This is a genomic window from Uliginosibacterium silvisoli, assembly GCF_036017035.1.
Lineage (GTDB): Bacteria > Pseudomonadota > Gammaproteobacteria > Burkholderiales > Rhodocyclaceae > Viridibacterium > Viridibacterium silvisoli.
In genome coordinates, this window is sequence record NZ_JAYXHS010000001.1 from 1,926,054 (window position 1) to 1,939,016 (window position 12,963).

Genomic DNA, 12,963 nt, shown 5'->3' on the forward strand with positions numbered 1-12,963 from the left:
AGCGTAGGTCGGAAAAGCAAAGCGCCTTCCGACATCGTGCTTCCAAACTTGCACCGTGGTTGTTTGCGAGCCCCGATGTCGGAAGGCGCTTTGCTTTTCCGACCTACATCATTGGCTCAATGACTGATCATCCACGGCCGCTTGGTCGGGAATGCCTTGGAGCCGTCGGGCGCTTTAACCGTCGTCGTCTTCTTGCCGCTACCACACCCGCAGGTCGCACTATGCACATGCGTCGATGAGTGCTTCGGCTCATGCGCGGCGCGTTCGTTGGTGGCGTGGGCCGTACGTGTCGTGGCTGCCATCGTGGAGAGTGTCGGCATGGTGCGCATGACGCGCTCGGCAGTAGCGTCGCAGTACGGGCACTGACAAGGATCGTTGCGCGAGGCGATGGAACGCACGACGTCGAAGTCGCCGCATTCGTTGCAGGTGTATTCGTAGGTGGGCATGTCGATCCTCCCGGTAAGTAGGATTGCTGGGTGTAACCACCACATTTCGTCATCCCGGCGAAGGCCGGGATCCAGCGCCACGCTGGGTTACTGGATCCCGGCCTTCGCCGGGATGACGATGCTCTTGTGGGTCTTGGTGTTTACAAATCAGGCGACAGCGGCATGTCGATCGAGCCATCGAGATACTTCACCGGCCCGGCCGCAGTCGGGTTGATATCGAACTCGAAGATGTCGGTCGGCAGCCACAAGGTCGCGCATGCGTTCGGAATATCGACCACGCCGCTGATGTGTCCCTGACATGGCGCCGTGCCAAGAATCGAGTAAGCCTGTGCGCCGGAGTAGCCGAATTTCTTGAGGTACTCGATGGCGTTGAGACAGGCCTGGCGATAGGCGACGTGCACGTCGAGGTAGTGCTGCTTGCCGTACTCGTCGACCGAGATACCTTCGAAGATCAGGTAGTCGTCGTACTTCGGCGTGATCGGGCTCGGTTTGAAGATCGGGTTCTTGATGCCGTACTTGGCCATGCCGCCCTTGAGCAGCGAGACCTTCATGTGCACCCAGCCAGCCATTTCGATGGCGCCGCAGAAACTGATTTCGCCATCGCCTTGCGAGAAGTGCAGATCACCGACCGACAGGCCTGCCCCTTCGACGTAGACCGGGAAGAAGATCTTCGAGCCGCGTGACAGGTCCTTGATGTCGCAGTTGCCGCCATGCTCGCGCGGCGGCACGGTGCGTGCGCCTTCGGCGGCGATCTTGGCGGCGACATCGCCCTTGGCCTTGCCGGGGTGTGCAGTCTTGGCGAAGGGCGGGTTGGCCAGCGGCGGTACGCGATCCGGTTGCGTGGCGATGAAGTCGACTTCACGCGTGTTCCAGGTCTCGAGCAGCTTGGGGTCGGGCAGGCAGCCGATGAGGCCGGGGTGGATCAGGCCTGCATAGCGCACGCCGGGCACGTGGCGGCTCTTGGTGAACATGCCTTCAATATCCCAGATCGATTTCTGCGCTTGCGGGAAGTGATCGACGAGGAAGCCGCCGCCATTGTTCTTCGAGAAGAAACCGTTGAAGCCCCACAGGCTGTCTTCCTTGGCGCCGATGTCGAGCAGCTCGACAACGAGCAGGTCACCGGGCTCTGCACCTTTCACGCCGACCGGGCCGGAGAGAAAGTGAACGGTGGACAGGTCGACGTCACGTACGTCGTCCGCGCTGTCGTTGTTCTGGATGAAGCCGCCGGTCCAGTCATAGGTCTCGAGCTTGAAGTCATCACCGGGGTTGACCCAGCATGCCATCGGGATGTCCGGATGCCAGCGGTTGTGGATGTTCTCGTTCTCGTACGGGGACTGCTTCAGGTCGACCTTGATGAGTGTTTCAGGCATCGCACACCTCCTTGATTTTAGTGGGGCGAGTTGCCATGGCTCGCATCCCGTGCTTCAGACAAAAGACAGAACAGAAATAAAAGACTCCCGGCTGCTAGTAGAGGGCTGTCTGCACGCGTCACTTCTGCCGTGTGCAGACAGCCCTGGTCCTCACTACACCGAGAGAAACTGCTTGATCTTCGCCACGTCAGTGGTGGCACGCGGGCTTTCGTGCACGAGGCGCCCGCCTTCGATCACAAACAAACGGTCGGCCACGTCCATGGCGAAACTCAGCACCTGCTCGGAAACCACGATGGTGATCTCGCGCAGCTTGCGGATCTCGTTCAGCGCCTTGGCGATGTCCTTGATGATGGAGGGCTGGATACCCTCGGTCGGCTCATCGAGCAGCAGTACCTTTGGATTGGTGACCAGTGCGCGCGCGATGGCGAGTTGCTGTTGCTGACCGCCGGAGAGGTTGCCGCCCTTGCGGCGGCGCATGTCCCACAGCACGGGGAAGAGCGCGTAGATCTCTTCCGGCACTTTCTTCACCGCTGCGTTTTCGAGACCGGTCTGGATGTTCTCTTCGACGCTGAGCGTCGGGAAGATCATGCGGCCCTGTGGCACGTAGGCGATGCCCTTGGCGACGCGGCGATAGCTCTCGTCTTTCGACACTTCGTTGCCCGCCACCTGGATCGAACCGCTCTTGGTCGGCAGCACGCCCATCAGCGATTTGAACAGCGTGGTCTTGCCCATGCCGTTGCGGCCCATGATGGCGACCGTCTCGTTCTTGTTCGCCTCGAACGAGATGCCGTGCAGGGCTTCACTCTGGCCGTAGGCCACGTGGAGGTCGGTTACGTTCAGCATGGCTCTTTCTCCTAATGACCGAGATATACGTCGATGACCTTCGGATCGTTCTGCACCTTGTCCATCGAGCCCTCGGCGAGGATCTTTCCCTGGTGCATGACGGTGACCTTGTCGGCGATCTGTGCGACGAAGGCCATGTCGTGTTCGATGACGATCATCGAGCGGTTCTTGCAGATGCGTTTGAGCAGGTCGGCGGTGACTTCGCGTTCGCGTGCGCTCATGCCGGCGATGGGCTCGTCGAGCATCAACAGCTCCGGGTCCTGCATCAGCAACATGCCGATCTCCAGCCACTGCTTCTGGCCATGCGAGAGCAGACCGGCCTCCAGATCGAGCGAGTCGGCGAGGCCGATCTCGGTGGCGACTTTCTGCACCTGGTCCTTCACTTCCTGATCGCACTTGAAGGCCAGCGCACCGAACACGCCGCGCCCGCGCGGGAAGGAGACTTCGAGGTTCTGGAAGACGCTGAGGTTTTCGTAGATCGAAGGTGTCTGGAACTTGCGACCGATGCCTTGCCGCACGCGCTTGTATTCGGGCAGCTTTGTCATTTCGTCGTTCTTGAACTTGATGCTGCCCGCGCTGGCTGCCGTGCGACCGCAGATCAGGTCGAGCAGCGTGGTCTTGCCGGCTCCGTTAGGGCCGATGATCACGCGCAGCTCGCCTTGATCGACGTAGAGATTGAGCGAGTCGATCGCTTTGAAGCCGTCGAAGGAGACGGTGAGGTCTTCCACTGCGAGTACGAAATCTGTGTTGCTCATGATGTGGCTCCCGTACCTGTGATTGAGCGCTGGTTTAGGCCGATTGGCCTTGAATGCCGCCCATGCCGGCATTCATCGGTGCGACAGTGCGTGGTGTCGTGGCCGGTGTTTCCATCACGGTCACTTCCGGCGCGGCTTCGTTGGTGACAACCGCTTTGGCCGTGCCGCCGGGTTTGCCACGCGCAGCCCAGCGCTTGATGACCCAGGGCCTGACGTGGCTCGTATAGACACCGGCGAGGCCGTTCGGGAAGGCCATCACCACGCCGATGAATAGCGCTGCCATCAGGAACAACCACAGGTCGGGGAAGCTCTCGGAGAAGTAGGTCTTGCCGAAGTTGACCAGCAGGGTTCCATACACGGCGCCGACCAGCGACATGCGCCCGCCGACTGCGGCGAAGATGACCATCTCGATACTCGGCACGATGCCGACGAAGCTCGCCGACATGAAGCCGACCTGCAACGTGAACATCGCGCCGCCGATGCCGGCCAGCAGTGCGGCGAGGCAGAAGGCGAAGACCTTGAACATCGCCACGTCATAGCCAGAGAAGCGCACGCGGTCTTCCTTGTCGCGCATGGCGAGTAGCAGCGTGCCAAGCTTGCTCTTCTGCACCCAGTGGCACAGGTAGATGCTGCCGAGCAGGAGCGCCACGGTGACGAAGTAGAGGATGTACTTGGCGCTGTTGGTGCGGATGTCCCAGCCCAGCATCGTCTTCAGGTCGGTGATGCCGTTCACGCCGCCGGTGTAGCCCTGCTGGCCGATGATGAGCACGGTGAGGATCAGCGCCACCGCCTGTGTGATGATCGCGAAATACACGCCACCGACGCGGCGCTTGAACATGGCGAAGCTGATGATGAAGGCGAGCAGGGTTGGCACCACGATCACCGCGAGCATGGCGAGCGGCAGATGCTGGAAGGGCTTCCAGAACATTGGCAGCGCGGTCAGCTGGTTCCAGTCCATGAAGTCGGGGATGCCGGGCGTGGACTGGATCTTGGTACTGATCGGGTCCGACGCTTCCAGTTTCAGGAACATCGCCATGGCATAACCACCGAGACCGAAGAACACGCCCTGGCCGAGACTCAGCACGCCGCCGTAACCCCAGGCCATGACCAGGCCGATGGCGACGAAGCCGTAGGTCAGGTACTTGCCGACGAGGTTGAGGCGGAAGATGTCCATCGCCAGCGGGAAGATCACGACCAGCAGGATGGCGAGGATGACGAAGCCGTTGAGGCCGCGTTGGTCGATCCAGGTTTTGAGTTTGCTGAGCATCTTGATACCTCGTGCGTTTCTGTTGTGCAGGGCGTGTGCTGTCTATGCAGCGATCAACGGCGAATCTTCGAAGCGAAAAGTCCTTGGGGGCGCATCATGAGAATGATCACGATGGTCAGCAGCGTGAGCACCTTGGCCATCGAGCCGGTCATGAAGAACTCGCTGATCGACTGCATCTGTGCGATACCGAAGGCCGAGGCCACGGTGCCGAGCAGGCTGGCTGCGCCGCCGAAAGTCACGACGAGGAAGGCATCGACGATGTAGAGCGAGCCGCTGGTAGGGCCGGTCGAGCCGATCGTGGTGAAGGCTGCACCGGCAATGCCGGCAATGCCGCAGCCGATGGCGTAGGTCAGGCGGTCGGTTTTCTTGGTGTTGATGCCGATGGAATTTGCCATCGTGCGGTTGGCGACCGTGGCGCGAACCCGCAGGCCCCAGCGCGACTTGTACAAGGCCAGCAGCACGCCGCCGGTGACGACCAGGGTGAGCACCATCACGAACATGCCGTTGATGGGGATGTCGAGCCCTTCATGCGGCGACCAGGAACCCATCAGCCAGTCGGGCAGCGTCGGGCTGACTTCCTTCGGGCCGATGAAGGAGCGGAAACATTGCTGCATGCCGAGCGATACGCCCCAGGTGGCAAGCAGGGTGTCCAGCGGACGTTTGTAGAGATGGCGGATGAGCGCCCACTCGATGAACCAGCCGACGGCGAACGCGATCAGGAAGGCTGCGATGATCGCGAAGAGGAAGTAGGACTGGACGAGTTTTGGAAAGTAGTTCTCGGTGACGGTCGAGAACAGGAAGATGGTGTAGGCGCCTATGGTCATGAACTCGCCATGCGCCATGTTGATCACGCCCATCTGGCCGAAGATGATGGCGAGCCCCAGGCCCATCAGCAACAGCACGGCAAACAGGCTGAGGCCGGCGAAGCCCTGCATCATGCCGATGTTGAGCATTTCGGAAAATGACATGGCGTACCCCCCGGTTTTGATTCGTTTCAGAAGACACTTACGTCGTCATCCCGGCGTAGGCCGGGATCCAGCTCCACGCGAGCAACCTGGATCCCGGCTTTCGCCGGGATGACGAGCTGATTACTGATAGCCCTTCGGGAACGGATTCGGCTCGATGAGCTCAGGCGACTCCGCAACCACCTTGAACTGACCATCCGCTTGCGCCATGCCGATACGTGTCTTGCTCCACAGGTGATGGTTTTCGTGGATCTTCACGTAGCCTTCAGGCGCGCCTTTGAACTCGATGTCCTTGCTCGCTGCGGCGATCTTGTCGACATCGAAGCTGCCGGCCTTCTCGACGGTTGCTTTCCACAGCCATGGGCCGAGATATGCAGCCTGGGTCACGTCGCCGATCACAGCCTTGGCGCCATACTTGGCCTTGAAAGCTTCAACAAACTTCTTGTTGTTGGCGTTATCGAGGGACTGGAAGTACTTCATCGAGGCGTAGAAGCCGGCCATGTTTTCACCGCCGATGCCGAGCACTTCATCCTCGGTCACCGAGATGGTCAGCAGGGTCTGCTTGGCAGCCGTCACGCCTGCAGCCTTGAGCTGCTTGTAGAACGACACATTGGAGCCGCCCACCACCGCGATGAAAATGACGTCCGGTTTCGCTGCCTTGATCTTGTTGATCAGGGAGTTGAAGTTGGTGTGGCCCAGCGGGTAATACTCTTCACCCACGACCTTGCTGGTAGCGAGGTGACCTTCGATGTGCTTGCGCGCAATCTTCATCGAAGTGCGTGGCCAGATGTAGTCGGAACCCACGAGGAAGTAGGTCTTGGCCTTCTTCTCCTTGGCGACCCAGTCGAGACCCCACAGAATCTGTTGCGTGGCTTCCTGGCCCGTGTAGATCACGTTCTTGGATTGCTCCAGGCCTTCATAGAAAGTCGGGTAGTACAGCATCCCGTTTTCCTTCTCGAAGATCGGCAACACGGCCTTGCGCGATGCAGAGGTCCAGCAGCCGAACACGGCGGCAACCTTGTCGTTGATCAAGAGCTTCTTTGACTTCTCGGCGAAGGTCGGCCAGTCGGACGCACCGTCTTCCTTGATCACCTTGATCTTGCGACCGAGCACACCGCCCATGGCGTTGATCTGGTCGATGGCGAGCTGCTCAGCCTGGATGGAACCGGTTTCGGAGATGGCCATCGTGCCGGTTGCGGAGTGCAACTGGCCGACGGTGACTTCCGTGTCGGTCACGGCGAGCTTGGTCGTGTTGACCTGTGCCGTCGGCGGATTGGCAGCAAAGCTGATGACGGATGCAGCAATCAGCGGCATGGCCACGAGGCCCTGCATGATGCGGCGACGGTTACTGGATCGTTCGTGCTGGCTCATTGTGCTCTCCCTGTGAAATGCCAACGCATCACCTGTTGCGTTGTTGGGATGCATCTTCGAACCGGCATGCGTAGTCAGAAATACGTTGTTTGACGTAGTGCACTACGCATCTGGTGAGGAAGATGATTCGCAGCATCACGGGAGAGGTGATGCAGGCCGCAAGGCCGGGTGTGGAACGGAAATGGTGAGGGCGAGGGGCTACCCACCAGAGCGTTTGCATCGGGCAGTAAATGAAGTCGAGGTGTGGGCCGGGTAATGAACATATCGGCCCATGCTTCGACTTCACCACGAACGACAACAGGGCCGGGTCATGCCCGCTCCCATATATGAACCGACATCGCCGCAACGCGTACCGGCACAACCCTTGCCTTGATAAGAACAAGAAAAGTTCAGGGAGCCGCACAGAAGTGGACCAGGCCGTCGCACGACCGCAACCGGTACAGCGCATCATCAAGATACGGCGCGACTACAATCGCTGGGTCTCGGACGAGACGCTGGAGGATTACGCGCTGCGTTTCACGCCGCGCAGCTTCCGCAAGTGGAGCGCCTTCCGCGTGGCGAATACCGCTTTTGGTGCAGTGTCCTTCCTTGCACTGGAAGCTATTGGTGCATCGATCACCCTGAGCTACGGTTTCACCAACGCGATGTGGGCCATCGCCGTGGTGAGCCTCGTAATCTTTCTCACAAGCCTGCCGATCGCCTATCACGCCGCACGTCGTGGCCTCGACATGGACCTGCTGGCGCGCGGTGCCGGCTTCGGTTATCTCGGCTCGACGATCACCTCGCTGATCTACGCGAGCTTCACCTTCATCTTCTTCGCGCTCGAGGCGGCCATCATGGCGCAGGCCTTCGAGTTGTGGTTCGACATGCCGCGCTCGCTCGGCTACCTGCTGAGCGCGCTGATCGTGATTCCATTGGTGACGCACGGTGTGACACTGATCTCGCGCCTGCAGCTGTGGACGCAACCACTGTGGATCGTGTTGCTGGCCTTGCCCTTCGTTGCCGTGGCGCTGAAGGACCCGCATGCGTACGTAGCGTTCGCCTCGCTCAACGGACGTAACAACGGCACGGGCGAGTTCTCGTGGGCAGCCTTCGGCGCAGCGGCGACGGTGGCAGCCTCGCTGATCGCTCAGATCGGTGAGCAGGTGGATTTCCTGCGTTTCATGCCGGAGCCGACCAAAGAAACGCGCCTTCGCTGGTGGGCTGCGGTGATCACGGCCGGACCAGGCTGGATCGTGCTGGGGGCAGCGAAGATGGTGGGCGGCGCTTTCCTCGCTTTCCTCGCGCTTCAGCACGAGTTGCCGTTGCAGCGTGCACTGGAGCCAATGCAGATGTACCTGGCCGGTTTCCAGGAGGTTGTCGGAGTCGGCGCCGGTGCAATCTTCCTCGCCGGCCTGTTCGTGATCGTCTCGCAGGTCAAGATCAATATCACCAATGCATACGCGGGGTCGCTGGCCTGGTCGAACTTCTTCGCGCGCCTGACGCACAGCCATCCCGGTCGCGTCGTGTGGCTGGTGTTCAATGTGCTGATCGCCATCCTGCTGATGGTGATGGGCGTGTTCGAGGCGCTGGACCAGGTGCTGGGGCTCTATGCGCATCTCGCGGTGGCCTGGGTCGGTGCAGTGGTGGCGGACCTGGTGATCTGCAAACCGCTCGGCCTGTCGCCGAAGAACATCGAGTTCCGGCGTGGCTATCTCTTCGATATCAATCCCACCGGCTTCGGCGCAATGCTGTTGGCGTCGGTGCTGTCGGTGGCGACCTACGCGGGCGCATTCGGCCAGGCGATCAAGCCTGCGTCTGCCGCGGTTGCATTGCTGGTCGCATTGTTTGCCGCGCCGCTCATCGCGCTCGCCACGCGCAGCCGCTACGCCATGGCGCGCGAGCCGGTCGACTTCGGGCCGCGCCACAAGGTCATGCGCTGCGCGATCTGCCGCAACAAGTTCGAATCCGACGACATGGCGCATTGCCCGGCTTATGGTGGTCCGATCTGTTCGCTGTGCTGCACGCTGGATGCGCGTTGTGGCGACCGCTGCAAACCGGGTACACGCATTCACGAGCAACTGACCGACGTGGTGCGCTGGTTCGTGCCCGCCAATGTGTCGCCCGCGATGATCCGCCGTGTCGGGCAATACAGCCTCGTGTTGGTCGGTTCGTCGTGTGTGTTCGGCGCCATGCTGTGGTTGCTGCACGCACAGGAGCGGTTGCGCATGCACGTGGAGCCGCTGTCGGTGTCCAGCGATCTCGATGTGTTGTTCTGGAAAGTGTTTGCCGGCGTGTTCCTGCTGATCGCAGTGGTGACCTGGTGGCTGGTGCTGGCCAATGAGAGTCGCCACGTCGCGCAGGAAGAGTCGGATCGGCAGAACCAGCTGCTGCAGCGCGAAATCGATGCGCACCGACAGACCGACGCGGCCTTGCAGAAAGCCAAGGAGCTGGCCGAGAACGCCAACCTCGCCAAGAGCCGCTTCGTTACGGGCATGAGTCACGAGATGCGCTCGCCGCTCAACAGCATCCTCGGCTATTCGCAGGTCCTGCTGCGGCAGAAGATGCTGGAGTCGCAGAGCGATGCAGTCGGCACGATCCGCCGCAGCGGCGAGCATCTCGCCAGTCTCGTCGATGGTTTGCTGGAACTGTCGCGCATCGAGGCGGGCAAGCTGCGTCTGGAGCAGGAGGCGGTGGACCTGCGCGAATTTCTGGACCAGATCGTCAAGATGTTGCGGCCGATGGCTGAGGCCAAGGGCCTGCAGTTCCGCTACGAACTCGATGGCAAGCTGCCAGCGCGCGTGCACGCCGATCCGAAACGTCTGCGGCAGATCCTGATCAACCTGCTCGGCAACGCCGTGAAATTCACGGAGCAGGGCAGCGTGAGCCTGCTGGTGCGCTATCGCCGCGAGATCGCGCACATCACGATTGCGGATACGGGCGTCGGTATCGCACAGGCGGATCATGAGCGCATCTTCCAGCCCTTCGAGCGCGGCACGGGTCCGTCCGATGTCGAGGGCACAGGGCTCGGCCTGACCATCACGCGCCTGCTGGTGGACTTGATGGGTGGCGACATCCAGCTCAAGAGTCGTGTCGGCGAGGGTAGCCGCTTCTCGGTGCGCGTCTATCTGCCGGCGCTGAGCGCTGCAGACGGGCAGGTCGCTCATAGCCCGATCCGCGGTTATGCGGGCGGCATCCGGCGTGTGTTGGTGGTCGACGACGAGGCTGCGCATCGCGGTGTGCTGCGCGGCATGCTCGAACCGCTGGGCTTCTCCATCGCCGATGCGGCCAGTGGCGATGAGTGTCTGGCGCTGATCGAATCCATGCAGCCCGATGAAAAGCCGCACCTGGTCCTCCTCGATATCAATCTGCGCGATACGACGGGCTGGCAGGTGTGTCGCCAATTGCGCGAGCGCGGCTTCATGTCACCGATCGTGATGGTCTCCGCCAACGCGCATGAGAACACCGAGCAACCGAACTCCGTTGCGCAAAGCAGCGGCAGTAACGGCTTCGTCGTCAAACCGGTGGCCGAAGCCGATCTGCTGCAGACCGTACGCGAAGTGCTCGGCCTGCAGTGGATCCGCGAGGGCGAACATGGCGTCGCGGTGACGGCGCCGTCATGCGATGTCTTGCGTGAATTGCTCGCGCTGTCGGCGGGCGGTTATCCACGTGCCTTGCGCGCACGTTTCGCCGAGCTGCAGGAGGACTCGCCGGAATGCGAAGCGTGGATCGCGCGACTGTTGCCACTGATCGAGCATGACATCCAGGAATTCAATGCGCGCCTGACGCAAGCCATTGCGGAGCAGTCGCACGCGGAGCCTTCGGGCGAACACACTGACGAACGGGTGACCCAGCATGCCGATGCATGACGACTACTGCGATGTGCTACTCGTGGATGACAGCGCCGACACCATCGCGCTTCTGACGCAGGAGCTTAGCGGTGCGGGTCTCAAGGTGCATGCAGTGCGCAGTGGCCCCGAGGCGCTGCGCCATCTCGACCGGCACGCGCCCGGCGCCATCCTGCTCGATGTGCAGATGCCGGGCATGGATGGCTTCGAGACCTGCAGCCAGATCCGTGCACGCTTCGACGACATGCCGGTGGTGTTCATGACCGGCCTCGGCGAGACGGAGCACATCGTGCGCGGCTTCGAGGTGGGTGGAAATGACTACGTGACCAAACCGGTGGCGCCGCCCGAGGTCATCGCCCGCCTGCAGGCGCACACGCGCACGGCGCGGCTCGTGCGCGCGACGCGCGAGGCCGTGAACGCGGCAGATGTCGCCATGCTGGCTACCGATGGCGAGCGCTTGCTGTGGTCTAACGAAGCGGCGCGCATATTGTTACGCGAGTTGTCGGGTGAGGCGCCGGCGGGGCTGCAGCTGACGGAGGGCTCGGTGTTGGCGGCGCCGCTGCAGGAAATCCTGGTGCTCAGACAGAATCAGGATGAGTGCCTGATTCCGCTGACAGGAGGCAAGCTGCGCGCGCGTCGGGTCAGCGAGGCAGACCAGGCGGTAGGCATCGTCGCATTGAGCCGCGGTGACGCCGCGCCAGCGGGCAACGGCTGGAATCCGCCGCAGCTGACAGCGCGCGAAGGCGAGGTGCTGCTATGGGTTTCACGCGGCAAGACCAATCGCGACATTGCCGACATCCTGGGCATGAGCCCGCGCACTGTTAACAAGCACCTCGAACATATTTTTGAAAAACTTGGTGTCGAAACGCGCACCGCGGCGGCCGCCGCTGCGCGCAATCTGCAGCTGGCATGAGCAGACGGAATGGGGCGTTTTGTATGCAGATGGCCCTGAAAAAACCGCAGCGAGCGTCGTCAAGTGCATGTTTCGTACGCTATTCAGGCCTGCGACGGCTTGTTTCTGATCAATCTTCTTGCCGCTCATTTCAAGGCTGTGCGAAAATCCGCGCTGATCAAAATCACGCCTGCTGCGTTGCTGTGCGTGGCTCCCGAAATCGACCCAAGCATGTTCATCTCGCAAATTTTGGCGCGCTTTCCTGTGGCGTCACGATCGGGCTTGCGACAAAGGTGTTCAAAAACATGAAAAAAATGGCAGTACGCGCAGCAGCTCTCATCGGGGGTGTGCTGGCTGTAACTCCGGCGTTGGCGCTGGACGGTCAGTACAATTTCCAGAATCCCGTTACTCATATCGCCGAAGATCTGTTCAACCTCCACATGTGGATGTTCTGGATCTGCGTGGTGATCTTCGTTGCAGTGTTCAGCGTGATGTTCTATTCGGTCTTCGCGCACCGCAAATCGAAGGGGGCGGTCGCTTCGACCTTCCATGAGAGCACCACCGTTGAAATTCTCTGGACCATCATTCCGGTACTGATTCTCGTGGGTATGGCCTGGCCTGCAACGAAGACCGTGCTGGCCATGAAGGACACGTCCAATCCGGACATGACCATCAAGGCTACGGGCTATCAGTGGAAGTGGGGCTATGACTACATGCAGGGTGAAGGGCAGGGCATCAGCTTCTTCTCCACCTTGTCGACGCCGCGCGCTCAGGTTGATCAGGGCGAATACAAAGGGGAAAACTACCTGCTGGAAGTCGACAACGAAGTTGTCGTTCCCGTGGGCAAGAAGGTCCGCATCCTGCTGACTGCGCAGGACGTGATCCACGCCTGGTGGGTGCCTGCCTTTGGCGTGAAGCAGGACGCGATTCCCGGTTTCATTCGTGATGCCTGGTTCAAGGCCGAGAAGGAAGGCGTCTTCCGCGGCAATTGTGCCGAGTTGTGCGGCAAGGATCACGGTTTCATGCCCATCGTCGTGCGCGTGGTTTCACCGCAGGCTTATACCGAATGGGTAGCTGCCCGGGCTGCTGAAGCTGCTGCGAAGAATGCGCCACCAGCCGCAGCCTCTGCTGCCGTGGCGGCACCCGCCGCAGCGTCCGAGCCGAAGCCTGCGACGGCCAGCTGATTGTCGCCTGCACACAGAATCCACATCACAGAATCCCCACAGG

General features: G+C 61.1%; 10 protein-coding genes. 3 read left to right on the forward strand and 7 right to left on the reverse strand.

Features of this window, described 5'->3' with window-relative positions:
- Positions 1–116 precede the first annotated feature (116 nt).
- The 7 genes from VVD49_RS08755 to urtA all read right to left on the reverse strand — a co-directional run bounded on the left by VVD49_RS08755 (position 117) and on the right by urtA (position 7,017).
- A complete protein-coding gene (locus tag VVD49_RS08755) occupies positions 117–446 on the reverse strand; it encodes an FmdB family zinc ribbon protein (protein WP_327598759.1) in 330 nt (109 codons plus the stop codon).
- Between the two features lie 140 nt (positions 447–586).
- Positions 587–1,816: a formamidase gene (gene fmdA, locus VVD49_RS08760; protein ID WP_327598760.1), complete on the reverse strand. Its 1,230-nt coding sequence runs from the start codon at positions 1,814–1,816 to the stop codon at positions 587–589.
- 153 nt (positions 1,817–1,969) lie between these two features.
- On the reverse strand, positions 1,970–2,659 hold the full coding sequence (gene urtE, locus VVD49_RS08765) for an urea ABC transporter ATP-binding subunit UrtE (protein WP_327598761.1): 690 nt from the start codon (positions 2,657–2,659) through the stop codon (positions 1,970–1,972).
- An 11-nt stretch (positions 2,660–2,670) separates the two neighbouring features.
- Positions 2,671–3,414, reverse strand: coding sequence for an urea ABC transporter ATP-binding protein UrtD (gene urtD / locus VVD49_RS08770; protein ID WP_327598762.1), 744 nt, complete (start codon positions 3,412–3,414; stop codon positions 2,671–2,673).
- Positions 3,415–3,448: 34 nt separating this feature from the next.
- On the reverse strand, positions 3,449–4,681 hold the full coding sequence (gene urtC / locus VVD49_RS08775; RefSeq protein WP_327598763.1) for an urea ABC transporter permease subunit UrtC: 1,233 nt from the start codon (positions 4,679–4,681) through the stop codon (positions 3,449–3,451).
- A 53-nt stretch (positions 4,682–4,734) separates the two neighbouring features.
- Positions 4,735–5,649 (reverse strand): urea ABC transporter permease subunit UrtB, encoded by a 915-nt coding sequence (urtB, locus tag VVD49_RS08780; RefSeq protein ID WP_327598764.1) that lies wholly within the window; start codon positions 5,647–5,649, stop codon positions 4,735–4,737.
- A 120-nt stretch (positions 5,650–5,769) separates the two neighbouring features.
- Entirely contained in the window at positions 5,770–7,017 is a 1,248-nt protein-coding gene (urtA, locus tag VVD49_RS08785; protein WP_327598765.1) for an urea ABC transporter substrate-binding protein, read from the reverse strand.
- A 407-nt stretch (positions 7,018–7,424) separates the two neighbouring features.
- Between urtA and VVD49_RS08790 the strand changes: the two genes are divergently transcribed.
- The 3 genes from VVD49_RS08790 (at position 7,425) to coxB (ending at position 12,920) form a co-directional block, all read left to right on the forward strand.
- Positions 7,425–10,865 (forward strand): hybrid sensor histidine kinase/response regulator, encoded by a 3,441-nt coding sequence (locus VVD49_RS08790; protein WP_327598766.1) that lies wholly within the window; start codon positions 7,425–7,427, stop codon positions 10,863–10,865.
- Entirely contained in the window at positions 10,852–11,757 is a 906-nt protein-coding gene (locus tag VVD49_RS08795; protein ID WP_327598767.1) for a DNA-binding response regulator, read from the forward strand. Before VVD49_RS08790 ends, VVD49_RS08795 begins: the two co-directional genes overlap by 14 nt.
- Before the next feature lie 284 nt (positions 11,758–12,041).
- Positions 12,042–12,920, forward strand: coding sequence for a cytochrome c oxidase subunit II (coxB, locus tag VVD49_RS08800; RefSeq protein WP_327598768.1), 879 nt, complete (start codon positions 12,042–12,044; stop codon positions 12,918–12,920).
- Positions 12,921–12,963: the final 43 nt, after the last annotated feature.

Bases quoted from the DNA above. Each gene is read 5' to 3' on its own strand.
- VVD49_RS08755 (WP_327598759.1), bottom strand. From the start codon at position 446: ATGCCCACCTACGAATACACCTGCAACGAATGCGGCGACTTCGACGTC.
- fmdA (WP_327598760.1), bottom strand. From the start codon at position 1,816: ATGCCTGAAACACTCATCAAGGTCGACCTGAAGCAGTCCCCGTACGAG.
- urtE (WP_327598761.1), bottom strand. From the start codon at position 2,659: ATGCTGAACGTAACCGACCTCCACGTGGCCTACGGCCAGAGTGAAGCC.
- urtD (WP_327598762.1), bottom strand. From the start codon at position 3,414: ATGAGCAACACAGATTTCGTACTCGCAGTGGAAGACCTCACCGTCTCC.
- urtC (WP_327598763.1), bottom strand. From the start codon at position 4,681: ATGCTCAGCAAACTCAAAACCTGGATCGACCAACGCGGCCTCAACGGC.
- urtB (WP_327598764.1), bottom strand. From the start codon at position 5,649: ATGTCATTTTCCGAAATGCTCAACATCGGCATGATGCAGGGCTTCGCC.
- urtA (WP_327598765.1), bottom strand. From the start codon at position 7,017: ATGAGCCAGCACGAACGATCCAGTAACCGTCGCCGCATCATGCAGGGC.
- VVD49_RS08795 (WP_327598767.1), top strand. From the start codon at position 10,852: ATGCCGATGCATGACGACTACTGCGATGTGCTACTCGTGGATGACAGC.
- coxB (WP_327598768.1), top strand. From the start codon at position 12,042: ATGAAAAAAATGGCAGTACGCGCAGCAGCTCTCATCGGGGGTGTGCTG.